19 protein-coding genes and 2 pseudogenes are annotated in these 25,584 nt (G+C 63.6%); 13 read left to right on the top strand and 8 right to left on the bottom strand.

What is annotated here, in order from left to right; all coding sequences use genetic code 11:
• Window positions 1-201: 201 nt before the first annotated feature.
• Window positions 202-551, bottom strand: a pseudogene (locus tag QM772_RS19160) (DUF2958 domain-containing protein).
• A 244-nt stretch (window positions 552-795) separates the two neighbouring features.
• Between QM772_RS19160 and QM772_RS19155 the strand changes: the two are divergent.
• On the top strand, window positions 796-1,101 hold the full coding sequence (locus tag QM772_RS19155) for a helix-turn-helix domain-containing protein (RefSeq protein ID WP_415139355.1): 306 nt from the start codon (window positions 796-798) through the stop codon (window positions 1,099-1,101).
• A 63-nt stretch (window positions 1,102-1,164) separates the two neighbouring features.
• Here QM772_RS19155 and QM772_RS19150 read toward each other — a convergent pair whose 3' ends face one another.
• The 5 genes from QM772_RS19150 to QM772_RS19130 all read right to left on the bottom strand — a co-directional run bounded on the left by QM772_RS19150 (window position 1,165) and on the right by QM772_RS19130 (window position 6,613).
• Entirely contained in the window at window positions 1,165-1,479 is a 315-nt protein-coding gene (locus QM772_RS19150; RefSeq protein ID WP_415139353.1) for a DUF736 domain-containing protein, read from the bottom strand.
• A 755-nt stretch (window positions 1,480-2,234) separates the two neighbouring features.
• Window positions 2,235-2,444: a hypothetical protein gene (locus QM772_RS19145; RefSeq protein WP_415139351.1), complete on the bottom strand. Its 210-nt coding sequence runs from the start codon at window positions 2,442-2,444 to the stop codon at window positions 2,235-2,237.
• Window positions 2,445-2,505: 61 nt separating this feature from the next.
• Window positions 2,506-4,557, bottom strand: a complete 2,052-nt coding sequence (locus tag QM772_RS19140; RefSeq protein ID WP_415139349.1) for a ParB N-terminal domain-containing protein — start codon at window positions 4,555-4,557, stop codon at window positions 2,506-2,508.
• 78 nt (window positions 4,558-4,635) lie between these two features.
• The gene (locus QM772_RS19135) at window positions 4,636-5,460 is read right to left on the bottom strand and encodes a DUF932 domain-containing protein (RefSeq protein ID WP_415139347.1); all 825 of its coding nucleotides are present in this window, start codon (window positions 5,458-5,460) and stop codon (window positions 4,636-4,638) included.
• Between the two features lie 760 nt (window positions 5,461-6,220).
• Window positions 6,221-6,613 (bottom strand): ATPase, encoded by a 393-nt coding sequence (locus QM772_RS19130; protein WP_415139345.1) that lies wholly within the window; start codon window positions 6,611-6,613, stop codon window positions 6,221-6,223.
• Between the two features lie 775 nt (window positions 6,614-7,388).
• Between QM772_RS19130 and ltrA the strand changes: the two are divergent.
• From ltrA to QM772_RS19075, 11 genes and pseudogenes are all read left to right on the top strand, one after another.
• A pseudogene (gene ltrA, locus QM772_RS19125) lies at window positions 7,389-9,104 on the top strand (group II intron reverse transcriptase/maturase).
• A 357-nt stretch (window positions 9,105-9,461) separates the two neighbouring features.
• Window positions 9,462-10,553, top strand: coding sequence for a hypothetical protein (locus QM772_RS19120; RefSeq protein ID WP_415139343.1), 1,092 nt, complete (start codon window positions 9,462-9,464; stop codon window positions 10,551-10,553).
• Complete coding sequence (locus QM772_RS19115) at window positions 10,553-11,449, top strand: antitoxin (RefSeq protein ID WP_415139341.1); 897 nt, start codon at window positions 10,553-10,555, stop codon at window positions 11,447-11,449. Before QM772_RS19120 ends, QM772_RS19115 begins: the two co-directional genes overlap by 1 nt.
• Window positions 11,450-11,460: 11 nt before the next feature.
• Window positions 11,461-12,378, top strand: a complete 918-nt coding sequence (locus tag QM772_RS19110) for a restriction endonuclease (protein ID WP_415139338.1) — start codon at window positions 11,461-11,463, stop codon at window positions 12,376-12,378.
• A gap of 57 nt (window positions 12,379-12,435) precedes the next feature.
• On the top strand, window positions 12,436-13,044 hold the full coding sequence (locus tag QM772_RS19105) for a poly-gamma-glutamate hydrolase family protein (RefSeq protein ID WP_415139336.1): 609 nt from the start codon (window positions 12,436-12,438) through the stop codon (window positions 13,042-13,044).
• Window positions 13,041-14,975 (top strand): Qat anti-phage system ATPase QatA, encoded by a 1,935-nt coding sequence (qatA, locus tag QM772_RS19100; protein WP_415139334.1) that lies wholly within the window; start codon window positions 13,041-13,043, stop codon window positions 14,973-14,975. The genes QM772_RS19105 and qatA overlap by 4 nt, the downstream gene beginning before the upstream one ends.
• Window positions 14,975-15,859, top strand: a complete 885-nt coding sequence (qatB, locus tag QM772_RS19095; protein ID WP_279885726.1) for a Qat anti-phage system associated protein QatB — start codon at window positions 14,975-14,977, stop codon at window positions 15,857-15,859. The genes qatA and qatB overlap by 1 nt, the downstream gene beginning before the upstream one ends.
• Entirely contained in the window at window positions 15,856-17,223 is a 1,368-nt protein-coding gene (gene qatC / locus QM772_RS19090) for a Qat anti-phage system QueC-like protein QatC (protein ID WP_415139332.1), read from the top strand. The genes qatB and qatC overlap by 4 nt, the downstream gene beginning before the upstream one ends.
• Window positions 17,224-17,236: 13 nt before the next feature.
• Complete coding sequence (qatD, locus tag QM772_RS19085; RefSeq protein WP_415139330.1) at window positions 17,237-17,986, top strand: Qat anti-phage system TatD family nuclease QatD; 750 nt, start codon at window positions 17,237-17,239, stop codon at window positions 17,984-17,986.
• 129 nt (window positions 17,987-18,115) lie between these two features.
• On the top strand, window positions 18,116-19,861 hold the full coding sequence (locus QM772_RS19080) for an ATP-dependent nuclease (RefSeq protein WP_415139328.1): 1,746 nt from the start codon (window positions 18,116-18,118) through the stop codon (window positions 19,859-19,861).
• Window positions 19,861-21,600 carry a UvrD-helicase domain-containing protein gene (locus tag QM772_RS19075; protein WP_415139326.1) on the top strand — a complete coding sequence of 580 codons (1,740 nt, stop codon included), beginning with the start codon at window positions 19,861-19,863 and terminating at the stop codon, window positions 21,598-21,600. Before QM772_RS19080 ends, QM772_RS19075 begins: the two co-directional genes overlap by 1 nt.
• 142 nt (window positions 21,601-21,742) lie before the next feature.
• Here the strand turns inward: QM772_RS19075 and QM772_RS19070 are convergent, their stop codons facing one another.
• Both QM772_RS19070 and QM772_RS19065 read right to left on the bottom strand, forming a co-directional pair.
• Window positions 21,743-22,945: a tyrosine-type recombinase/integrase gene (locus QM772_RS19070; RefSeq protein ID WP_415139324.1), complete on the bottom strand. Its 1,203-nt coding sequence runs from the start codon at window positions 22,943-22,945 to the stop codon at window positions 21,743-21,745.
• 238 nt (window positions 22,946-23,183) lie between these two features.
• On the bottom strand, window positions 23,184-24,047 hold the full coding sequence (locus tag QM772_RS19065) for a DMT family transporter (RefSeq protein ID WP_415139322.1): 864 nt from the start codon (window positions 24,045-24,047) through the stop codon (window positions 23,184-23,186).
• A gap of 150 nt (window positions 24,048-24,197) precedes the next feature.
• Here QM772_RS19065 and QM772_RS19060 point away from each other — a divergent pair, with 150 nt between their 5' ends.
• Window positions 24,198-25,553, top strand: coding sequence for a PLP-dependent aminotransferase family protein (locus QM772_RS19060; protein ID WP_415139655.1), 1,356 nt, complete (start codon window positions 24,198-24,200; stop codon window positions 25,551-25,553).
• The last annotated feature ends 31 nt before the right edge of the window (window positions 25,554-25,584 follow it).

The raw sequence follows: 25,584 nt of genomic DNA, 5'->3' as shown, positions 1-25,584 counted from the left end.
ATTGGCTCCGATGCGTTGCGGTATTCGTCTCAATGCTGCGGCGGCAACGCCCCGAAATGGGGCGCCGTACAGACCAGCCTGCCGCAGCCCGCGTCGGGCATCATGTCTATTTGGATCAGACTGGTGCGGCTGCACCGCAAGAATGCTGATTGAGACCTGCCCGGTATGACACCAGACTGAAAAAGTCACAGTAGGCTGTGTTCAGTCCGGGATAGCCCCGTCTTGCTCGGCCAAGCGGGTGTATTCCGACAGCGTGTGCGTGGGGTGGAAATAGAGGTCGCGCATCACGGGCTGCTTGCGTGGCCCGACGATGCCGGCCAGTTCGGACAGCTTGACGATGCCTTGCGCCGGCATCCCTAACCCCAAGTCGATGAGGCCCAGGCGGTGTCGCCATCGGCGGGATCGAGTGCAGCCAGCAGCCAGGTCACGTGCGCGTCCGGCGTGAACAGCCGCACCACGGGCACCGGGTCGATGGCCCGGCCAGCGGCACGGGCCGCACCGTTGGCGAGCAGTTGCGCGCGCTCCGGGGCGGTGGTGAGTGGCTGGGGCATGGTCGGCGATCCCACAAATCCAAATGATGCACGAATGCGGTTACACGCCGAAGCACAGAACCGCCAAGCCGGATTCGTGCCTTCGTGCGCAAGCACGGATGCGGTTCCGTGGCTTTGCCGGAACCTGCCGATACGGATTTCCGTAAAGGCACAGAGACGTAGAACAACACCAAATGAACACTATAGATTGTAGTCCTATAGGGCGCAATGGGCTGTCATCTTGGTTTTTCGAGGGAAACCATAGGTGGCGGCTGGGAACTCATTGGCGAAGGCGTTGAAGACGGTCAGAAAGGCGCGTGGCTTGAGCCAGGAAGCCTTCTCTGACGTGTCCAGCCGCACCTATATGAGTACCCTCGAACGCGACCTGAAAAGCCCGACCCTGCACAAGCTGGCCGAACTGTGCGAGGTGATGGAAATCCACCCGCTCACGCTGCTGACGCTGGCCTATGCGGGCGACAGCCCGCGCAGGGCCGACGAGCTGCTGGCGAAGGTGCGCCAGGAGCTGGAGGCCGTATTGAGTGAACGCGACGCGGCTACGCCGCGTGCGTGATGCGGTGATGTGCTGCGATCAGCAGCACAGCGCCCCGCCGCGATGGGCGGGGCGCTGCGGCGGTTACGCCGCCTGGGGCTTGCTGCGCGACCAGATCAGGTCGTGCGTGCCGTCCTCGTTCTCGATCAGGCGGGCATAGACCGGAGCCGGGAACGAAGGATCGTCGAGGGTCACGGACAGGTAGTCCCGCCCGGCTTCGCTGGTCTTCTTCCATGCCGCGCCGATGTCGTGGCCTGCGGCCTGGAGGCGGAAGTCGGGGGCGTTCTCGCTGCTGCCCTTGTCGTTGGGAACCAGCTTGACCTTGGCGTTGAGCGTCAGGGTGCGCAGCGTGCCGGTGAAGCCGTCTTTGTCTGCGGTGAAGGTGCCGATGTTGGCCATGATGTTTTCTCCTTTCGGTTGAACAAGGGTCGCGCCCATCGCGTCCTTGTTGTGATCCGGCCGGCGGGGGACGGGCTGGCTGCACCGCTTGCGGTCGCAACGTAGTGGAGAACCGGGAGGCGAAAAGAATTTGTCCCGCGAGGAATGCGCGCAGCGCAGGGGAATTTGTTTTCGCCGGACGGTTGCAGCCATGAAGCCCGAGGCGCAGCCGCGCCACCGCCAGGATTCACAACGAGACAAGGACGCCTTGGGCCGACCCACCCGTGAAAGGAGACAGGGCCGACTCGGCATCCCCGCACGAAGGCTGCACCGGCGCGCGTCCTGACACGGGCCAGGTCAATGCCCCGACGACAAGGCAAGAACGCCCCTGCCGCAGATTGCGGCCACATGCTTGAGGTGTGGCATGGAAGCTCCATAGCGAGGCTGCGCGGCTGTCGGTGAACCGTCCTTCGTGATGGACAGGCAACGAATCGCCAGCGTCGAGGACGGCACGCTTTCGCACAACCTGCCGCAGCAAGCCGGGGCGTAGCCCCACAAGCCCTGCCCATCGCGGCGGGGCGCCATCGAAACCTCGCCCGCGCCAGCGGGCACCGATTGCCGTGCCGCGCGCAAGGCTGTTGCGCGCTCGCCCCGTCGCCGCCTGGCTGAAGGTGGCGACGGGGCGATTTTGGTTTGGACGTTGGAGCCGGGCGCGGCCACCGCCGCGCCCGGATTTTGGAACATCCCCCGGCTCAATGTGTCGGGGGATGCCGCTGCTATTCCTTCGTCTCGATGAGCCACCACACGGCACGCGGCAAGGCGCGGCCCGTGATGGGATGAATGTCTGTGAGGTCGGCGCAGGCCGTCCAGCCCGAGGGCGGACGATAGCCGCGCACGTCGCCTTCGCCGTGCCAGCGGCGAGCGCGTACCGTGCCGGGGGCATAGGTCGCCGCCCTACGTGGGCGGCTGGTGCTGGTGCAGGTCATGGGGGCTTCTCCTTCCAGCGAAGCGCCCCGGTCGGGCCGGGGCGCTTGCCTTCGGCGCGGGTCAAGCGGCCAGTGCCTCGGCGGGTTCATCCGTCACGGCGTTGGCATCCTCCGGGGCGTCCTGCTCCGGGCCTTCTTCCTGCGCGGCCTCCTGCGGGTCTGCGGCCTTGAAGATCGCGGGCATCCAGCCCGTGCCATCCGCCAGCCGCTCGGCTTCGCTGGCAATGTCGGCCTTCTTGAGCTTCGCCAGCCGGTTGACCTGTTCGGGCGCGTACTCGCCCACGGCATCCAGAATCGCGGCCTTGGAAACGTGCTTGAAGTAGCCTTCTGCGGTCGGCTTCCACCATGCGGCCATGTCGAGGCCCACGGCCTGCGCCAGTTCCTCGCCGCGCTGGTGCGTCGTGGCGCGGGGCGTCACCACGTCCACCGTCGCGGCCACGCATACCGCCAGCAGCCGCACCAGTTCGTCTTGCGGCTTCGCCAGCAGCGCGGCGAACAGTTCGCCGCTGTCCTCTGGCAAGGCTTCACCGGCTACCTGTTGCAGTTCGTGCAGCGCCACGGCGGCAGGCGATTCCGGCCAGTCCGGGGCCATGCCTTCCAGCCGGTCTTGCGCCGTGAGGCGCACGCCCAGCGGCAGGCCATCGCCGTAGGCGTCGGGCTGCAAGATGGTCTGCACCATGCCATGCACCAGCGCGGCCAGCGCGACTTGCGGATGCCGTGCGACTTCGATTTGCAGCGCCGCCGTGCGGTGGGCGCTCAACCGCTGCGCCAGCCGGTCGGACAGGCTCGCGGCCTTGGGCGCGTCCTCGTCGTCCTCATGCTCGTCGTTGGCGGCTTCGCCTTCGGTGCTGCCGAATCCGCGCCGCAGCTTTTCCAGCGTGCGCAGCGCCTTGGCCTCGGCCTCGCGCAGCAGGCCGCGATGAATGACGGCCTCGCCGTTGCGGTCGGTGGTGACGATGGCACCGGCCACGTCGCGCACCTCGGGCGTATAGCCTTGCAAGGCGTCCTCCGCGTCTTGCAGTTCCCCGACCACCTGATCGCGTCGCTGTTCCAGCTTCTCGGCCTTGGCCTCGTCCTCGGCGTCGCAGGCTTCTTCCAGTTCGGCGTCGATCTTTTCGAGGCGGGTTTCCAGCGAGGCGATGCGGCGGGCCTCGCGGGTGGTCGGCTCGCGGCGGTGGCGCGGGGCGTTCTGGAAAGCCTGCCGTTCCTCGTAGGCAAGATGCGGCACGGCCTCCACCCATGCCCAGCCCTCGGCGCGCACGTCCTCGGCCAGCGTTTCCAGCTTGTCGCGCACCAGCGTTTCCAGCACTCCGGTATCGGTGAGGTAGGTTCCGGCATCGCCTTCTGCGAACAGGTCGCGGCGGATGCCGCCGTTCGCTGCCCTGTAGGCGTCCAGCCCGGCGAAGCGCACCAGCGGGTGCGTGGCGTCGATTTCGCGCTCGGTCAGGCGCTCGCGCAGCTTGGACGGGCTGCGCTGCCATTCCGGCGCACCATAGAACGCGGCTTCCTGCGCGGTGTGGTCGTCGGTAATGGTCAAGGCCATCAACTGTTCCAGCGTCACGCCACCGACCCGGTAGTCGGTCATCAGGCGCGGCGAGACGTTCGCCAGTTTCAAGCGGCGCTGCACCACCAGCGGGGACACGCCGAAGTCGGCGGCAATGTCCTCGATGGGTCGGCCTTCCTTGACCAGCGCGGCGAAGGCCGCGAACTGGTCGGCGGGGTGCATGTTCTCGCGCTGCACGTTCTCCGCGAGGCTGACGGTGCGGGCCGAGGCATCGGGCACCAGCAGGCACGGCACTTCGTAGTCGGCGGGGATGCGCTTCTTCTTCGCCAGCAACTTCAAGGCGGTCAGGCGGCGGTCGCCTGCGACGACTTCGTATTGCTCGCCATCGGCGGCGAGGATGACGATCAGGTTTTGCAGCAGGCCGATGCGGGCAATGCTCGCGGCCAGTTCGGGGATGGACTGGCGCGGGGTTGTCCGCACGTTGCGCTTGGAACGGCGCGGCAGCAACTGCGAGAGGGGAACCAAGATCAGGTTCTTGGACGGGTCGGCCACTTCCAGCGGTGCGGCGGCTTCGATGGCGATGGCTTCGGTTTTGAGTACGGCGTTCATGGTGATTTCTCCTAGCGGTTGGGATGCAGCAGCGAGAGAAGCGGCAAGGGCTGCTGCCTGCCCCTGCCGCGTGGGGATTCAGGCTTTCAACTGGCGCAGGCCATCGGCCAGCAGCCACAGGGCGCGGTTCAGGCGCACGCTTTGGTCGATGCCCTGCACGGGCCGGGTGGTCTGGCGGCGGCCATTCGCGGCGCGGGCGGACAGGCCGCCTTTGGTCAAGTTCTCCTGCGTGCGGTTGAACACGCTCCACAGGTCGCGGCGGTCGTCGTCGTGGCGGCGCGGCATCAGGATTTGCGATTCCGTGATGGGCGCGGGCTTGTCCTCGTCGTACTTCAATGCCAGCGCAGCGCGGGCGAACACTTCCGATTCCCCGCCGTCGAGCGTGATGGCGCGCATGGCATCGCGCGATTCCTGCGCCCGGTCGAAACCGTGCAGGACTTCGTAAGCGCCTTCGATGACGTGCCCGGCTACGTCGCCCTTGTGGGGTACGCGCACGTCCGCCACGGTGTCGCCGCAAACAAGGCCATTGCTGCAAACGAAACGGAACATCCCGGCCAGCATCTGATAGCTGCTGGTGCCGTCATGGGAGTTCAGCAGGATGATTTCGTTGGCCTCGCGGCCGTTCATCTGGCTGGCGTGGCGCAGCCGGATCATGTGCTTGGTGTAGTCGCGGCGGTCGTCGTGGCGCACGCGGGTCTGCGTCACCATGAAAGGCTCGAAGCCTTCCCCGCGCAGTTCTTGCAGCACGGTGGCGGTGGGGATGTAGCTGTACCGCTCGGAGCGGCTTTCGTGCGGGGCGTCCGCGAAGATGGACGGGGCCACGGCCCGGATTTGGTCATCGGACAAGGGACGCTCCGAACGCAGCACCGGGGAACGGGAAGCGAAGCGGGATGCGAGTTGCATGGCATTTCTCCTGACAAAGAAAAAAGGGTTTGCTGTTCACACCGCACACCGGATTCCTAAATTCGGAGCCCAGCCTTTCGGCTGTTCGGTGCGGTCGGCACGAGGAACCCGGTTGGCCCTGTTGCCACCGTCTTTCCTGAGTTCATCGCCCGCGACGGTCAGGAGCGCGCGGACGGGTGCCGTCAAGGAGGCAAGCGCAGGGTTGGTGCGGCCCGCAGGCGCAGCCGAGGACACGGCCGCGGGCTACAGTCGCGGACAAGGTGATGAAGTCAGGGGAGACGGCTGGACAAGGCAACGGCCATCCCACACGCCGACCGCACGGCAAGCGAAGCGCGCAGGCCCGAAGCTGGAAGCCGGGCCGGAGGCGTCAGCCGAGCGGAGCGAGGGAACGATGGAAGCCCGAATGGGGCGAGACGCCGCAGGCGGCTCGATGCGCAACGCGCACGACAGCGTGACCGGCCATGTTTCCTGGCCGGGGACGCCCGGACTTCAAGGCTCAATGCACAAGCTCATGCGCCAGACATCGGGAAGCAGGCGCGATTGCGCTAATGGCTGCTGTGGTCTGGCCGATCCGGCGCAGTCGGTTCGGCGGTCTTTGAGGGGCGCCAAGCATCGCGCGGCGGGGATAGCCCGCAGGGCTTTCCCCTGGAGGCAAGCGAAGCGCGCAGCGCCGCAGGCGCGAAGGCATGGACACCGGGCGCAGCAGAAAAAAAGTGCGCCGCCCCCCGAGGGACGACGCACCGAAGTCAGCGCGGCGCGATCAGTTCGCCGCCGGCGCCGTCATCGACTGCAACTGCTCGATCACGCCAGGCTCAACGAACACGCAAGCCTGCTCGTCCGCGATCGGCAGGTTGAACACCTGCGCGAACACCGTGCGCCGTAGATGGGCCAAGCGGCCCGTCCGGTACGCCTGCTCCGGCTTCATGCGGCCACCGGCCTGCGAACCGCTGCGCTGCAGATCGCATTCGACCAGCGCGACAAAGCCGTCATCGAACAGCTTCTGATGCTCGGGGCACAGGCCCCAGCCCGTCGCCGTGTGGCGCTCCATGCTCGCGCGCAGGCGCTTGTCCAGCAGGATGGCGCCGGTATCGAACGCCGTGCCGCAGACCAGGCAAACGTGCTGTTCGAGGGAAACGTGTGATTTGTCGTTCATGACGGTTCTCCGGTTGCAAGGGCGGAATTGCCCGGAACCGTCGAAGTCACGGCGCAGCGCAGCAGTCAGGGGTCAAGGACGGCCGCCAGGACGCAAGCGCCATCGGCGCGCAGCCCTTGACGGCAAGACCGCCGTGATACGGTGAAGGGACACAGCAAGACCGTGCGACATGAAGTCGCTTGATTCATTGCCTCATCGCCTTGGCGAAGGGGGCCTGATGTTCCGTCATCAGTAGCCTATCGGTGCATGCGTGGTCGGCAACGACGGCGTGTGGAGCCACCGAGACAATGTAGACCGGCGTGAGCCAGGCTGAAGCCGCGAGGCGAAAGCTGCATCTGTGAGCGTCAATGCGGATGGGTCGCTAGGCTGATCGGTATGGTTAACGCAAGTGAAGTGCTGATAAACGTCGTCATGTTCATGGAGCCAAAGGCGCTGACAGGCTCTTTCCCAAAACGGGGCGTAGCTATGGCCATCTTCTTGGTCTTTGGAGATGCACGGACACCTACAGCTACCGGCGGACAGGCACAACCTAACCCGATCCTGTGAATCATGCGAAACATGGTAAGCCCGTATTCCTGCCCGCGAGGGCAGGCGAACCGCAAGGAACGTTGATGGGAATGCGGGTAGAGGAACGCGGAGAAAGCGAATGCCGCGCTGTAATGGCGTGGACAGAGGTTGCGCCCTCGGCAACATCACCTCACGCGAAAGCGGGCAGACTTCCGCGAAGTCTTTCATCACGAGATCGTTTGGATAACCTTCGAAGGAGAGGATGCAGATGACGGCACAAGCTACTTGTGCGGGTGCGCTCTCCGGCGTCGGCAACGACTGGCACAGCATCGACTGGGCCAGTTGCCACCGGGAAGTCAGAAGGCTACAGGCACGTATCGTGAAGGCGACACAGAAAGGCCGCTGGGGCAAGGTCAAGGCCTTGCAATGGCTGCTGACCCACTCGTTCTCGGCCAAGGCATTGGCCGTGAGGCGGGTGACGGAAAACCAAGGCAAAAGAACAGCAGGCGTGGACGGTGTGACATGGGAGACGCCGGAGAAGAAGTCGCGGGCCGTTGATGGTCTTGGGCGCCGGGGCTATCGGCCTTTGCCGCTCAGACGTGTCTACATTCCCAAGGCCAACGGGAAACGCCGGCCGCTTGGCATCCCGACGATGAAGGATCGCGCCATGCAGGCCCTGTACCTGCTCGGCCTGCTCCCAGTCTCGGAATGTACGGCGGACGGTTGCTCCTATGGCTTCAGGCCAGAGCGCAGCGTTGCCGACGCCATCGAGCGCTGCTTCAGGGCGCTCGGGAAGCGAGGTGCGGCGCAATGGGTTCTCGAAGCGGACATCAAGGGATGCTTCGACCATATCAGCCATGCGTGGCTTCTGGGCAATGTGCCCATGGACAAGCGGCTGTTGAAGCAATGGCTGGACTGCGGCTACATGGAAGACTCGGCATGGTTCGCCACCGAAGCCGGAACACCACAAGGCGGCATCATCTCTCCGACCTTGGCCAACATCGCGCTGGACGGACTCGAACGATTGTTGTCGAGCACTTTCCGCGAGAAAAGGCGAAAAGGAAAGACGATCAGCCCGAAGGTGAACCTCATTCGGTACGCGGATGACTTCGTCATCACTGGCACTTCTCAGGAATTGCTGGTCAATGAAGTGAAGCCGCTGGTGGAGCGATTCCTGGCAGAACGCGGACTGACACTATCCGCCGAGAAAACCAGGGTCACACACATCGGCGATGGCTTCGATTTCCTGGGCCAGAACGTGCGTGTCTACAACGGGAAGCTGCTGATCAAGCCATCGGCGGCCAACTACAAGGCATGCATCGACAAGATCCGGGGGATCATCAAAGCCCATAGGACGGCTGCACAGGCCACGCTGATCCGTAAGCTCAACCCGGTCATACGGGGATGGGCGAACTTCCATCGGCATGTGGTCGCCAGCCACATCTTCACCTCTCTGGACGACGACATCTGGCACGCGCTCTGGCGATGGGCCAGGCGGCGGCACCCGAGCAAGCAGAAAACGTGGATTCGCAGACGCTACTTCCATGTCGTCGGACGCCGTTCCTGGGTCTTTGCCTGCAAGGATGACGGCCCCTCCGGCAACGGGTACTGGGTCGAACTCTGCAAGGCAGGCGACACCCGCATCAGGCGGCATACCATGATCCGAATGGGTGCGAATCCGTTCGATCCTGACTGGGAAACCTACTTCGAGGAACGTCTGGGCCTCAAGATGCAGGTTGGTCTGGCAGGCCGCAAGCGTTTGCTGCACCTGTGGCAGGCACAAGGTGGTACATGCCCCGTCTGCGGCCAGTCGATCACGAAGGAAAGTGGCTAGCATGTCCATCACATCGTCCGACGAGTCGATGGCGGACGCAGCGAATCGGCGAACCTGGTCATGGTGCATCCGAACTGCCATCAGCAAATCCATAGCTTTGGTCTTGACGTTGTGAAGCCGGCTCCGGCAACGGGGCTTCGGAAGGCTTGAGCCGTATGACGGGAAACTGTCACGTACGGTTCTTTGGGGAGAATGTGGCGGCAACGCCAGGTTCTTACCCGACGCCCCCTCACACCACCCCACGCATGCGGGGTTTCCGGTAAGCGGAGCGCGCAGGCCCGGGAGGGCCGGTGGCGTCAGGGGTCAAAGCCGAATGGCCGCGATTCGGCACGTAGCGCGGGGCGCAGCCCGCGAGCCCGCCGGCGGAACGCCGTGACGCCCGACAGGGGGCTCGGCATGGGCTGTAGGCTGCCGTCGCTCTTTCACTGCACAGTAAAAATTGCCATTCGGCTGAATTTTCGGTAGAGTTCGCATATTTACTGAACAGTGAACAAGGCTCCGCGCTACATGTTTGAGTCCACCCTGACTGAACGAGAGTTGATTGCGCGCTTGGTTGACGCCCTGCGGGAGCTACCCGAGGTAGAGGCCGACCTCGCCCAGGAGCCAGCCGCCCAGCACAGCGATCGCGGGTACGACGCGCAGGTCGATTTGCACGTTGCTGGGAAGCCGTTCGTCCTGTTGCTTGAAGCCAAGAAGGCCGTCTTTCCGCGAGATGTCCGCCAAGTAATCTGGCAACTCCGGGCGGCGAGCCACGGGAGGCCCACCGGGCAGCGGGAGAACCCCTTGCCACTCCTCGTCGCCGAGTCCATCTCCCCCGGCGCGAAGGAACTGCTCAGAAGCGAGCGCGTCGGCTACTACGACAGCGGCGGCAGCCTGTACCTACCCGCCCCCGGTGCGTACCTCTATATCGACAAGCCGCCCCCCAAAGCCCTGGCGAAGTCGGTGCGGACGCTGTTCACCGGGCGACGTGCCCAGGTGCTTCACGCCCTGCTGGTACGGCATCAGAAGTGGTTCGGCGTCACCGAGTTGGCGCAGCAGGCGACGGTGTCGCCCGCCACCGCCTCCCAAGTGCTGACCGAACTGGAGCGCTTCGACTGGCTGGTAGTGCGTGGGCAAGGCCCGGGCAAGGAGCGCCACCTTCGCGAGCCGGCGGCCTTGCTGGACGCATGGGCCAAGCAGCTCGCCACCATCCGTCCGTCACCTGTGCGGCGGTACTACGTGCCGGGCACGAAGGCGGACACGCTGGCGACGCGAATCGGCCAGGTCTTCGACGCGCACGAGGTCCAGTACGCGATCAGCCACGAAGCCGCCGCGCAGCGCTATGCGCCGTTTATTTCTCATGTCTCCCAAGTGCGGGTGCGCGTGCTGATCGGCGCGAACGCCGATGCCGCGATCGGTGACCTGGACGCGCGTGTCGTCAATGAGGGCGCCAATTTGGGGGTCATCGAAGCCAAGTCGTCAGGCGAACTGTTGTTCCGCGAGCAGATCGACGACCTATGGCTGGCGAGCCCAATCCAGATCTATCTCGACCTGCTGCGTGGCGAAGGCCGCTCCAAGGAAATGGCGGAGCACTTCCGCAAAGAAAGGATCGGCTTCTGATGGCCAAGCCCGCAACGCTCGACGGCTACAGCGACCAGTACACCGTGGACTGCGAACGTGTCCTCGTGACGCTGCTGCGCGGTCTCGGACCGTGGAAGGATTCGGTCTACCTGGTCGGCGGGCTCACACCGCGGTATCTGGTCGCCGCACGGCCACCCGCGGTGCCGGCGCACGCCGGCACGCTGGATGTGGACATCGTGATCGATTTGCAAATCCTGGCTGACACCGACGCCTATCACACGCTGGAGGACAACCTCAAGAAGATGGGCTTTGAGCGTGCCGAGAACGAAGCTGGGAAGAAGCTTTCGTGGCGTTGGCAAACCCGTACCGAACACGGCGCTCTGATGGTGCTCGAACTGCTGGCCGACGCACCGGAACTCGCCGGCGGCAAAGTACAGCCGTTGCCGACCGAAGGGACGATCTCGGCCCTGAACATCCCGCACTCGTCGATCGTCTTCGACCTGCACCAAGTCACGGAAATCCAGGCCGAACTATTGGGCGGCAATGGTGTGGTCACCGAGAAGATCAAGCACGCCAATCTCGTCAGCTTCACCTGCCTGAAGTCCTTCGCGTTCGAACAGCGCTTCGAGCGCAAGGACGCGCACGATCTGATCTATTGCATCGAGCACGCGCCCGAAGGCATGGCCGCCGTGGCCGAAGCCTTCCGCAACGAGCGCGGTGGCAAGCACGGTGCCGTCATAGAGGCCTCGCTGGCGATCGTGCGCAGCCGTTTCGCAGGCGACGAGAAGATCGAGGGCTACCGCAAGGATGGCCCCGTATCGGTCGCCAGGTTCGAGCTGGGCGAAAGCGACGAGCCAGATTTGCGTGAAGCACGGGCACTGCGGCAGCGGCAGGCCTGTGACGTGATAGAGCAACTGCTGGCTCGGATCGGTTGAGGATCGGCGACATGAACTTTCCCGCCGACATCAAAGGCTGCATGAAGGACTGCATCCTGTCCCTGTTCTGGCCACGCAAGGACATTGTGGGCTTCTTCGAAAAGCACGGATGCACGAAGGCGGAGATCGCGCGGTTGCAGATCGAGGGCGAGAATGCCCTCAAGCGACATGAAGTAGTTGATGCTCTGTTCTCCGCACTCGCAGCACGTTCTGACAACGGCCTTGGCCCATTCCGGGCGATGCTGCAATCGCTACTGAGCTGGTCGCATTTCGACCCGTACTACTTCGACAAGCTACGCAAGCTGGACCGCAGCACAGCCAACAAGAATCTGGAGCATCTCCGCCAACTGCAGGAAATTCGAGACGCCAGGATCAAGGCCGATCGCGAGCGCAGAGCTGCACAGGAGGCAGCTCGCCAGCAACCCACAGCGTCGCTCGATCAACTACGCGCCGAATACCTCGATCTCCTCGCCGACAAGACCTCACGGCAGCAGCGCGGGTACGCGCTGGAACGGATCTTGGCCGAGTTGTCACGCCTCTCTCATCTGGAGACCACCGAGGCTTTCCGCGTAAACGGAGAGCAGGTCGATGGCGCAGTGAAGTTCGACGGGGAACACTATCTGATTGAAGCGAAGTGGCAGGAACGGTCTGCAAGCAACGAGCCCGTCTACCAGTTTGCCGGCAAAGTGGCGGGCAAACTATATGGACGCGGCCTGTTCATTTCAGTGAATGGCTTTAGTTCAGAGGTTATTCGTAGCCTCGTAATGGGCAAGGAAATTCAAACGCTGTTCATCGACGGCGAGGATCTGATCTTGGTACTGGAAGGGCACCTGAGTTTGCGGGAGATGATTGATCGCAAAGTCAAGGCGGCGCAAACCAAAGGACTCATCTACGTCCATCCCATATCCGGTGCCGAGAAGAAGATCTGAGATGCAGGCGATCGCTATGTCACCCAAGAACCTGTCAAAGATCCACTGGAATCAAGAATGAGCAGCCTCGCCTCCAGCTATAGGGGCTATGCCGATCTAGCCAAAGCCCAAGCCGAAGGTGAGGACTACAGAGTGCTTGTGCGTCCGGTCGCGGCGTCGTCGATCGCTGTCATTGCGCCACATGGAGGAAGGATCGAGCAGTACACGTCGGACATCGCCCGCGGCGTGGCTGGAGGAGACTTCAATCTCTACTCCTTTGAAGGAATTAGGCAGTCCGGCAACTATTCAACGTTGCATCTGACAAGCCATCGGTTCGACGAACCGCGTTGTTTGGAACTCCTGTCCAAGTGCGATTACGTCGTTGCGATTCACGGATGCGGCGGCGATGATCAACGAGTTCTCCTCGGCGGGCTTGATGGACCTTTGAAGCTGGCGATCAGAGAAGCGATGCATGGGATCGGAGTCGATGCCCAAAGCGAGGATCACCCGTTCCCCGCCACAGACCCGAAGAACATTTGCAATCGGGGACGACGCGGCATCGGTGTGCAGCTCGAACTGACAATAGGACTCAGGCTGCACGGACCACGCGACGCGATATGCAAGGCGATCCGCTCGGTGCTGATGGCGTTGCCGAACGCGGACCGAGGAAGAGGACAAGGAAAATGATCCTGACCGACAACGAAACCAAAGTCGACCTGCTGAACAACGAGGCCATCGCTGCCACGATCGTCGGGCTGCTTCGTGCCAAGCCCGATCATCCGGTGACGATCGGCGTGCACGGCGACTGGGGGGCGGGCAAGTCCAGCGTGCTCGAAATGATCGAGGCGGGCTTTGCAGACAAGAACGATGTCCTGTGTCTCAAATTCAATGGGTGGCGTTTTCAAGGCTTTGAGGACGCGAAGATAGCCCTGATCGAAGGGATCGTCACGGGCCTGGTCGAGAAACGACCAGCGTTGAACAAGGCGGCTGTGGCCGTCAAGGATGTCTTCCGCCGTATCGACTGGCTGAAGGTCGCCAAGAGAGCCGGTGGTTTGGCCTTGACCGCCTTCACGGGTATCCCGACGCCCGAGCAAATCGGAGCCGTCGTCGGCTCGCTCGAAGCGCTGGCGGCAGACCCCGCCAAACTCGTGACGAAAGAGAACATCTCGACGGCCATTGACGAGGCCAAGGCCCTGCTGAAGCCGGACGAGTCCAAGAATGTGCCGGAGGAAGTGGAGGCGTTCCGCAAGGCGTTCGACCAGCTCTTGAAAGATGCAGGCATCAAGCAGCTCGTTGTCCTGATCGATGACCTCGACCGTTGCCTGCCCGACACCGCCATTGAAACGCTCGAAGCCATCCGGCTGTTTGTGTTCACCGCGCGGACGGCGTTCGTCGTCGCGGCCGATGAGGCGATGATCGAGTACGCGGTGCGCAAACACTTCCCCGATCTGCCGGACAGCACCGGACCGCGTGACTACGCTCGCAACTATCTCGAAAAGCTCATCCAGGTTCCGTTCCGCATCCCGGCCTTGGGAGAGGCCGAGACGCGGATCTACGTCACGCTGTTGTTGACCGGCGCCGAGATCGGCGAGAACAACGCAGACTACGGGAAGCTGATCGCCGTCGCTCGGGAAAAGCTGAAGCGGCCTTGGACCAGCGGCGGTCTGGACGCAGCGACCGTGAAGACGGCACTCGGCAAGCAGGCCGAGAAGGCGAACAATGCGCTTGCGCTCAGCGACCAGATCGGTCCGATCCTGGCCAGTGGTACGAAGGGCAACCCGCGACAGATCAAGCGTTTCCTCAACACACTGTTGTTGCGCGAGCGCACCGCGAGCGCACGCGGTTTCGGCGACGACATCAAGCTCCCCGTGCTCGCGAAGCTCATGCTCGCGGAACGCTTCATCCCGAGGTTGTTCGAGCAGATCGCGTTCGTTGCGGCGGTTCATCCGCAAGGGCTGTGCGAAGACCTGGAAGCGCTGGAAAAGGGTTTGGCGACGGCTGGCGACAAAGATGGTGAGCCTAAGGGGCAGAAGGCCAACGAGCCACCGCCCGCACCCGACAGCGCCGTGTTGACCGAGTGGAAGTCGCTGGAGACGGTGCGCGACTGGGTGCGCCTCTCGCCGAAGCTGTCGGGGCTTGATCTGCGCCCCTACCTGTTCGTGACAAAGGACAAGAAGGACTACTTCGGCCCGGTATCCGTGTTGGGTCACTTGGCTGGCGTGGTGGAGAAGCTGTTCGGGGGCAAGATGACTGTCCAAGGCTACGAGGCCGAGTTGAAGCAACTCGTACAGCCCGAAGCCGAGAAGGTATTTGAGGCCGTGCGCAGCAAGGTCATGAGCACGGGGACCTTCGACACCAGGCCGGCAGGTACCGAAGGCCTCGTTGTCCTCGTGAAGGCGCAGCCTGGCCTTCAGACCCGCTTGATGGATTTCTTGGAGGCACTGCCAAGCGGCAAGTGCGGGCCTTGGGCGGTCAGCGGCTGGCAGGGTGTCATCAAAGACACCGAATGCGCCACGCGTCTGACAAAGCTACTGGGAGACTGGAGCAAGGTCACCAACAACCCCGGCCTCAAGGCAAGCGCCGAAGCAGCGCTCAGGGATCTGAAGGGAGGACGTTGATGGGAACCTCGACGGCTTACGGCGGCCCTGGCGGCGGAACACCGCTTGTTCCGTCATGGCTGGGCGACGCCGGTGGCGGTGACGCTCCTGCTGCCCCTCCTGGCAATGGGGCAGGTCCGGACGGCCAGGCGCCCGCGGATGGTGCCACGCCACCGGTGCCGCCGAACCGCCCGCCCATTCCCCGGACGGCGGACCCGCAACGCTTCGCCGGCGCTCGCTCTAACCTCACGCGATTCGCGGGCTCCGGCGGTAGCGACCGGGCCAGCCTGGGCCGCGCCGTCTCAAAGTACGTCTCGACGTCCGCCGGGGGCGCGCGCCAAGCTGCCCAACGCATGGGTGCCTCTCGGAGTTCCGGCGCGCGGCTCCTCGGCTTCTTGGCCGATGCGCAAACTCGGGGTGTGCGCGAGGCGTTGCGAGCGCTGGACCTGGAATCGTTGGCGGGTCGCCCGATTACCGAAATTTTCGTGGGCCTAGCCGACTACATCTGTCCGGGCGCGGGAACGGTTGACGAAGGCATCGCCCGCGAGGCCTACATCGAAACCATCGTTGAACTGGCGAGTGAAGGTCTCACCGACCTTGCCACGTTCACCCCGGACCAGATGCAGACGGTTTTCGAGTTGTATGCCACCCATGCGATCGAGGCGCGCATCTGCAACGACATCGGCACCAAGGCCGTGACCATGCCAGCGGACGCGCAGGCTGCACACCGCGTCGAGCAGCAGTTGCGCGACTTCATCCGAGGCGGGGTAAGCGACGCGCTCACTCGTGCCAGGGCAGAGACACCCAATCTCACGCCAGAGCGGATTCAAGGCTTCGTGGACGCCGTGTACGAGTCCGCATTCGCGATCTTGCAGACCTTGGGCGATGCGGAGGCCAACCAATGAAGCGCCAACTCCTCGCGGGCCGCTTCGGTCCTGACGATCACCTCGATGTGACGGCGGGTGCCGACGAGCAGAGGACTTATCTGCAACTCGTCCTTGGCGAGAAGTCCTTGGGTCACGGCATTGGCGGAGCGCTGACCGATTTGAAAAAGATCGGTGTGTTTCCCTCGGAGATCGGCATCGACCTTCTGGTGCTGGCTGCCCACGTTCATGCCGCAGACACACGCATCTCTCGTGCCGGGCAGTCGCAGGACTCGTGGACGCGCGAAATACGACTGGTTGTGCCAGTCAGCGACCCAACTCGGTGGAATGCGGCAGCACTGACACTGAAAAAATCGCTCGACTTCTTGACAGGTGATCGCTGGATGATCGGGTTCAGGGCGCGTCCGACCCGATTTGCGACGATCGCCCAGGCAGCGCCTCCGAGCCTGATCGCTCTCCCTTTTGATTCCGTTAGCCTGTTTTCCGGGGGGCTGGACAGCTTGATTGGCGCCATCGACCTGTTGGAGGATGGTGCCACACCGTTACTGATCAGTCACTTTGGCGAAGGTTCAATCAGCGACGCGCAAGGCAAATTGTTCACGGGTTTGAGAAAGCAGTATGCCAAGTCGTCTTTCGAGCGGCTGCGTGTCGGCATGACCTTCAAGAAAGGCTTGGTGGCCGACGTTGGCTCGGAAGACAGCACGCGCGGCAGGTCGTTCCTGTTCTTCGCACTCGGCGTGTTCGCGGGCACTGGGCTGGGGCACCGCTTTGTACTGCGCGTACCCGAGAATGGTCTGATCGCTCTGAATGTGCCATTGGACCCTTTGCGGCTGGGCTCGAACAGCACTCGAACTACGCATCCTTACTACATGGCAAGGTGGAACGACCTACTCGGCGAACTCGGCATCAACGGCGAAGTTCAGAATCCGTACTGGGACAAGACGAAGGGCGAGATGGCCGCAGCCTGCCGCAACCCAGCCCTCTTGAAGAAGCTGGCGCCAGATTCGTTGTCGTGCTCGTCCCCCGCCAAAGCCCGATGGCTAGGGCATGGCATCGAGCACTGCGGCTACTGTCTGCCATGTCTGATCCGCCGCGCAGCGTTGGAGGCAGCATGGGGTACGGGAAGCGATCCGACGACGTACACCGTATCCGACCTTCACGCCCAGCCGTTGGATACGCGCCAAGCGACCGGAGTACAGGTCAGGTCGTTTCAGTACGCAATCGAGCGCTTGAGGGAAAAACCGCAGCTCGCAAACCTCTTGATTCACAAACCGGGCTCGCTTGCAGACGAAGCCGAGCATCTGGATGAGCTTGCCGATGTCTATCGGCGCGGGCTTGGCGAAGTTGCGCGGCTCATTGATGGCGCCGAGGCGAAACCGAGTTGACGAGGATGCGTGCATGATCTCTTCAACCGGCCTCGTGGACTTCCACTGCCACCTCGATCTCTACCCGGACCATGCCGTGGCAGTTAGGGACGCGGAGGCGGCCGGCGTGTTCACGCTGGCGGTGACGACAACACCGCGCGCCTGGCCTCGCAATCACCAACTCGCGCAGCGAACGAAGCATGTTCGAGCGGCACTTGGGCTGCATCCGCAGTTGGTCGCGGAGCGTGAAAACGAAATCGAATTGTGGGATCGATACCTTGCGGAGACGCGCTACATCGGTGAGGTCGGATTGGACGCCGGCCCCCGGTTCTTCAAGTCACTCGATGCGCAGAAGCGCGTATTCCAGCATGTGTTGCAGCGCTGCGCTCAGGCCGGTGGGAAAGTGATCACGGTCCACAGCATCAGGTCAGCCAAGGCGGTACTTGATCTTGTCGAGGCGCATCTGCCACCCGAGCGCGGCAAGATTGTTCTTCATTGGTTCACCGGGACAAAGAGCGAGGCGAAGCGTGCGCTGGAGTTGGGCTGCTACTTCTCGATCAACGCAGGAATGCTTGGCAATGAGAAACACGCGCCAATGATGCAGACCATCCCGCTGGATCGGATGCTGACGGAAACCGACGGTCCCTTCACTCGCGCCGGCGACAGACCCTCGCAGCCGGCCGATGTGGCGGGCGTAGTGGAGTCGCTGGGCCGTTTGCATGGGCTGCCTGCGACCAATGTGGCCAACCTCGTTCGCGACAACCTACGCGCTTTGCTCGGGTAGTTGGAGATCAATGGAGTAGTGGTGGTCGGCCGAACCACGTGTGCTCTCGGAAGCCAATTGTCGTGACACCGACACGACAATCTTGGCTGCCGACCGACTCACGAAACAGGCCGCAGGAGGACCTCATCGGTGTATCTGGCACAACTGAGAATATCCAACTTCAGGAAACTACAGAAAGTTGATCTGAGCTTCCAGCCAGGACTGAACGTTCTGGTCGGCTCTAACAACGTCGGCAAGACCGCTGTCGTCGATGCACTGCGTGCGCTGCTTGCGGGGCATGATGAGCCGTACCCGCGCCTCGACAGCGAGGATATGCACCGGCCCAAGGACGGTGCTCCGGCGGGCGACATCGAGTTCCAGTACGTCTTTCGTGATTTGGACCCGGATGACGAGGCCGACTTCCTGGCAGCGCTGAAGCCCGACACACTCGGCAAGCTCGAAGCGCATATCACCATCCGTTACTCGGAAGCCGACAAGACTGGAAGGCTGCGTGCCAAGCGCTGGTGTGGCGACCACGAGGACATGGGCTTGACCGCAGACATGATGGAGAACTTGCGCGGTGTCTATCTGCCACCGCTGCGGGACGCTTCGCAAGGACTCAAGCCCAGTCGCACCAGCCAATTGGCCCGGTTGTTTCAGCTCCTGGCTGACGACGCGGGACGCGATGGCATCAACGACGCGCTGAAGAAGCTCGACGAGGAGTTGAAGAAGCACGAGCCTGTCGTCAACACTCACACAGCCATCAAGAACCGGCACGGCACGATGCTTGGGCCGCAGCTTGCCCAAATTCTGGATCTTGGCCTGAGCGGTAGCGACTTTCAGCGGCTGGCGTCGCGCCTGTCGCTGGTGGTGGACACGTTCGAGATTGAGCAGAACGGGCTCGGCTTCAACAACTTGATCTTCATGGCCGTCGTGCTCAGCGAGCTGGCCAAGAACCCGGAAGCAAGCTATCGAGGCCTGATCATCGAGGAGCCGGAGGCGCACCTGCACCCTCAACTTCAGGCGGTACTGCTGGACTATCTGGGGACTATCAAAGCCGTCGAAGGCGAGAAGCCTGTCCAGTTGTTCGTTACCAGCCACTCCCCCAACTTCGCCAGCATCGCCGATCTCGACAGCCTTGCCTGCCTGGTCGATACGGGGAGCTCCGTGGAGACATTCTTTCCGCGTACGATCGCCTTCGGCAAAGGGAAGCGAGAGAAGCTGGAACGTTACCTCGACGTGACCCGGGCCGAGTTGTTCTTTGCCCGCCGTGTCATCTTCGTCGAAGGCGCGGCCGAGTTGATGCTGGTGAGCGTGTTAGCGGAGAAGTGCGGGCATAGGCTGCGCGAACACGGTGTCAGCCTGATCAGCGTCGAAGGATTGAACTTCGACTCGTTCCTGCCGCTGTTCGGCGAAAAAGCACTGAAGATCCCGGTCGCTGTCATAACAGACGCGGACCCGGTCGGCGAACCCGACGGCGACGGAGAACTGCAGGCTGCCTACCCCGCGCCCGGTACTGCTGTGAAGGTGTCGGACAACACCGCCAAGATGAAGGAAGGCGAGGATGCCTTCGTCAAGGTATTCCACGGTCTCAAGACACTCGAATACGACTTGGCCCTGCATGCCGACAACCGTGTCGCGATGCTGGCGGCTCTCAAGGAACTGCACCCGAAGATCGGCGAAACCGTCGCAGTAGCGGTCGAAGCCGCGGAAGGCGATGCGGCCAAGGCGCGCGCCCTTTTCAGCGGCATGTTTGAGCGCCCGCAAAACAACGTGCAGAAAGGCCGCTTCGGCCAGGCACTCGCGCAGGTGATTGCCGATGGCGCCGCGTGCGTAGTGCCGGACTACATCCGCGAGGCAATCACCCACGCCTGCCAAGTCAAGGAGCCCGAGTAGTGGCCCAGCCGTCCGACGAGCAGTTGCAGGTCATCGGCGCACCAATCGCACCGATGTCCGTAGTTGCCTGCGCTGGCAGCGGCAAAACGTTCACCGCCGTACGCCGACTGGCGCAGATGCGCCGACAACTCGGTGATAACCGCGGTCGCGTCGCTCTCCTGTCGTTCTCCAATGTCGCTGTGGATACCTTTCGGCGCGAATACCAGAATCTGGTCCAGGAGGTGCCCTCCAGCGTCGCCCACGGCCGCGTCGAGATCGACACTCTAGACACCTTCATCACCGGCAACGTGCTGCGCCCACACGCGTATCGCACGATGAGTGCGCAGCAGGCCGCATTCCTTGTGATGGGCGGGGAAGCATTCCTGGGCGGCTTCAGGTTCCAGACGAACACGTATCCTCGCGAGATCACGCAGATGCAAGTTGGCATCGACAACAACGGTGTCCATTTCTGCTACGCGGACAACGACCGGACGCTTAGGCTGGATACCGCGCAAGCGACGCGCCTAGTGCATCGTCTTGGACAGGTAGGTGCCTATACACACAACCTCGGGCGCTACTGGTGCTATCGCACCCTGGCAGAACAGCCCGGCATCCTGCGCGCCCTGGTCCGCCGCTATCCGCATATTCTGATCGACGAAGCGCAGGACATCGGTACGGCTCATCAGGCCATCATTGAGCAGTTTGTCGGTGCGGGCTGCCAGGTCTCGTTGATCGGTGATCCAAACCAAGGCATCTACGAGTTCGCCGGTGCCAATGGGGCATTCCTGACACGGTACGGTCAGCGGGAAGGTGTCAACAGTCTCCACCTGACCAGGAACTTCCGGTCTGTGCCAGCGATTCTGGATTTGGCCAATCGGCTGTCAACGCGAGCAGACACCGCGGACAGGTTAGTGCCCGATACGACGCATGGCGCTTTCTTCGTGTCCTACCGGAACGCCGAACGCGAGAACCTCATCGCCGCTTTCCAGGCGGCGGTGCTGGCGGCCGACCTGAAGCTGGAACGCTCAGCCGTGCTGTGCCGCGCCCGGGACATGGCCAACAAACTCGGCGGCAACGAAGGGGCGCCAGGCCAGGGAACCGTCAAGGCTCTTGCACAGGCCGCCATCCTGCGCGACCGGCACCAGGACTATCTCGGCGCGTTCAAGCTGGTGGCTTCCGGCATCGTCGGTCTACTTGCCAACCCGCCGCAAGGACTGGTGGCAAGGATCACGCAGCCCGCGCGCTATCCGGATGATCGAATGCTGCGACGGCTCGTTTGGGCATTCACGCGCAATCCGGATTCGGGGCTACCGGCCGCGACATTGACCGGGGACACGCAGTGGCATCCGCTACTGCTGGAACGGACCAGGATATTCCTGGCCCATATCGCACAAAACCACGGCTTGGCGAGCACCAACAACCTGGGCAACAAGCTCGCAAGAAGGGGGTTGCCCAATGCGCCGCTGATCACCGCCGCTGACTTGGCAGCGAACGACGACGCACCGCGCATCCGAGTGGACACAGTCCATCAGGCGAAGGGCGAAAGCCTTGATGCTGTGCTGTACTTGGCGAACCGGGAACACGCCAATGCGCTGCTGGCCGGCGTAGACACCGAAGTCGGGCGCATCGGCTATGTTGCCGTGACTCGCGCCCGCAATCTTCTGTGGCTCGGTGTACCGGCCAATGCGCTGGAGGAATTGAGACCCGTCTTGCTTGAACGGGGGTTTCAGGAAGCCGGCGCAGCGATAGCCCCAGCGTAGCAGCCGTCAGGCCGCTCGCAATTCGCTCGAACTCCGAGACAGCGTCTCGGAAATCCTGATGCCTATGGTAAGGCAGGGATTGAAGCCGGATCGCGCAGCAGCGCCGACAGCGCTGCGGACGACGCAAATCCCTGGTGCCTGGTCATGCCGTCGCTTCGGCAGGCTGCTGCTTGGCGCCGGTGATTGCCTTGCGCCGACTCGCCACCAGTTCGGCAGCCTCCCGGACCGGCTTGTCCTCGGTGTGGACATAGCGCATGAACATCACCACGGTCTTGTGCGCCGTGAGTGCCATGCCGACCTTGACCGGAATGCCCGAGTTCGCAATGTCGGTCGCCGAGCGGTGTCGAATGCCGTGCGTCCCCACGTGCGTTGCCCCCGCAGCTTTGAGTGCACGGCTCCAGCCGCCGTAATACTCGCCTGTGGTCAGGTGTTGTCCCGGATGGCGCGGCGACGGTAGCACATAGCGAGCGCCTTCCTCGTGCGGCGCTGTCGAAAGCAGCCGGTAGGCTTCTTCGCTCATGGGCTTGGACATGCCGCCGGTCTTGCTGTCAGGCCAGACGACCCGCCGGTTCTCCAGATCGACCCATTCCCATTCGAGCGAGACGATTTCGCCACGGCGGCCAGCGAACTCGAACTGCAGGCGGATCGCCAACGGGACCACGTAGTTCTCCAGCCCTTCGGCCTCGATCTTGTCGAGCTGTCGGAACAGCTTGCCCATGTCCTCGTCGCTGATGAGATGGGTGGATTTGCCAGCCGGAAACAACTGGATATGCCGGCAGGGGTTGCTGCCATCAGGCCGGTAGCCCCACACCTCGGCCAGATTGAACATCTTGCGCAAGATGCTGAACGCCTTGTTCGCCTCGGTGGGCTTGTACGAAAACTTTTCCATCAGCCCGGCAATGTCGGGGCGCTTCACGTCCTGGACCTTCTTGCGGCCCAGCAGCGGGATGATGCAGCGGTCGATGACACGCTGATAGCCGACCTGGGTGCTGGGCTTGTTGCGCTTCTTGGAGTGATCCTCCATGAATTTCTTGCACAGCTCCTCTACGGTAGGTGCTTTGCGCGCTTCGGCCTTGGCTGCGCCGGGATCACCGCCCCGACGTACCTGAGCCAGCCACTCCTGTGCCAAGGATCGGGCCTGTTCGACGGTCAGCTCTCCGTACTGACCGAGCGCGGGCTTGCGGCGCTCGCCGGCGTTCGTCCGATACTGGAGCATGAACACCTTGCGACCCGATGGGGTAATCTTGCACAAGAAGCCGGGCACCAGCGTGTCCCGGAGTTCGACGGCCTGCGCCTGGGGTTGTGCCGCATCGACAGCGGACTTGGTGAGCTTAATCTTTGCCATGATGACTCCTTGGAGAGACCCGGTTCCCAGGAGCCTTCTAGGGGCCAACAGAGGGGAAGTCGGGTCAAGTTTCGGAAAGCACTGGCATATGTTGAACTCGCCTAAGTCCTTGATAAACCTGCTGTATCTGGCTGTGGCGTAGTCCAGCGAAGTCCGGTGCTGGAGTCATCGTGAAATGAAAAAGCCCCCCTCAGGGGACAGCGCACCACGCGCAGCGGGGGAGCGTGGGGTTGTTTTTTCATTGGGCGTATCTCTTGGCCCCTGCGACGCACGCCACCGCCGCCAGCGTCACCAGCAGCATCGCCCAACTCACCCTCTCGTGGAGCAGCAGCGCGGCCAGCCCCAGCCCCATGAAAGGCTGGAACAGCTGAAGCTGGCCGACCGCCGCGATGCCGCCCTGCGCCAAGCCGCGGTACCAGAACACGAAGCCGATCAGCATGCTGAACAGCGAGACGTAGGCCAGGCCGATCCACGCCGGCGCGCCGACATGGCTGAACGACGCGGGCATGGTCAGCAGCGTGAGCGGCAGCATGACGGGCAGCGACAGCACCAGCGCCCAGCAAATGACCTGCCAGCCGCCCAGCGTCCGCGACAGGCGTGCGCCTTCCGCATAGCCCAGGCCGCACACGATGACGGCCGCCAGCATCAGCAGATCGCCTTGCACCGAGGCCTCGATACCGCCGATCGCCGCGTAGCCGGCGACGAAGGCCGCGCCCGCCACCGAGAACAGCCAGAAAGCCGGCCGGGGATGCTCGCCCGCGCGCAGCACGGCAAAGATGGCCGTGCACAGCGGCAGCACCCCCAGGAAGACGATCGAGTGCGCGGAAGTGACGTGCTGCAGCGCCAGGGCGGTCAGCAACGGAAACCCGACCACCACGCCCAGGGCCGTGACCACCAGGGCGGGAACATCCGAGCGCTTCGGCTGCGCCTGCCGCAGCGCAAGCAACAGCGCCAAGCCCAGCAAAGCCGCGATGGTGGCCCGCGCACCGGTCAGGAACGTGGGACTGAAATCGGCCACCGCAACGCGGGTGGCGGGCAGCGACCCCGCGAAGATCGCCACGCCGATGAACCCGCTGATCCAGCCGCTGGTTGTTTTTTTCACTGAAGACTCCTTGTTCACGGCGCCAGTAAAGCATCGCCCGTACGGCTCGGCCAGAGACAGTCCAATACAATCGAAGGTGACTGTTATGTCTTGAAACCCAGCACGGTTGGAGCGGAATTGGCGCGCAGCGGCACACGGATCGAAGCGGTGATGGCGGAAGTCCAGTCGCGGATCGCCTCGCGCACCTGCCTGCCGGGCACGCGCCTGCCTTCCGTGCGCGCGCAGGCGCGGGCCATGCACGTGTCGGTCTCCACCGTGGTGGAGGCCTATGAGCGGCTGGCGGCCGAAGGCATCGTCACATCCCGCCCCGGCTCGGGCTTCTATGTGGCCGGGCCGGCGGCCCCGCTTGCGCTGACGCAGATCGGTCCCCGGCTGGACAGGGAGGTCGATCCGCTGTGGGTGTCGCGCCAGGCGCTGGAGGCGGATGCGGCCGTGCTCAAGCCGGGCTGCGGCTGGCTTCCCCCGTCATGGCTGTACGAGACCGGGGTGCGCCGCGCCCTGCGTGCCGTGGCGCGGGCCGATGCGCTGGAACTGGCCGAGTACGCGACGCCGCTGGGCCACCCGGGGCTGCGCCAGTTCCTCTCGCGCCGGCTGGCGGCCGAGGGCGTGGACGCCGCGCCGGAGCAGATCATGCTCACCGAATCGGGCACGCAGGCGATCGACCTGATCTGCCGCTTTCTGCTGGAGCCAGGCGACACCGTGCTGGTGGACGACCCCTGCTACTTCAATTTCCACGCCCTGCTCAAGGCGCATCGCGTGCAGGTCGCGGGCGTGCCCCATACGCCGAGCGGGCCGGACGTGGCGATGTTTGCGGCCGCCTTGAATGAACACGCGCCCCGGCTCTACATCACCAATTCGGGCATCCACAACCCGACGGGCGCGACGCTTTCGGCCGTCACCGCGCACCGGCTGCTGAAGCTGGCCGACAGCGCCGGCCTGGTGATCGTCGAGGACGACATCTTTGCCGACTTCGAGCCCAGCCCCGCGCCCCGGCTGGCGGCCTTCGCCGGCCTTTCGCAGGTCATCCAGATCGGCAGCTTCTCCAAGACCGTCTCGGCCTCGCTGCGCTGCGGCTACGTCGCGGCGCGCCCCGACTGGATCGACAGCCTGGCCGACCTGAAGATCGCCACCACCTTCGGCGGCGGACGGCTGGCCGCCGACGTGGTGCTGAGGGCATTGACCGACAGCGGCTACCGCCGGCACATGGACGCCGTGCGGCTGCGGCTGGCGGAGGCCATGGCGAAGACCGTGGCCCGGCTGGAGGCCCTGAACATCCAACCCTGGCTGGTTCCGCGGGCCGGCATGTTCCTGTGGTGCCGGCTGCCGCAAGGCATGGACGCCGCGGCCCTGGCGCGCGCCTGCCTGAAGGACGGCGTGGTGCTGGCACCGGGCAATGCCTTCAGCCGCTCCCTGAGCGCGGGTGACTTCCTGCGCTTCAACGTCGCGCAATGCACCGACGACCGGGTGTTCGACGTTCTGGCGCGGGCGCTCCGGCGCCGGTCTTGATTCGCGGCGTTTCGCGGCCGCAGGATGAAGA

This window comes from Ottowia sp. (genome assembly GCF_047601385.1).
Lineage (GTDB): Bacteria > Pseudomonadota > Gammaproteobacteria > Burkholderiales > Burkholderiaceae_C > Ottowia.
The sequence above is the reverse complement of the archived record's forward strand: the minus strand, read 5'-3'. Positions and strand labels throughout refer to the sequence as shown.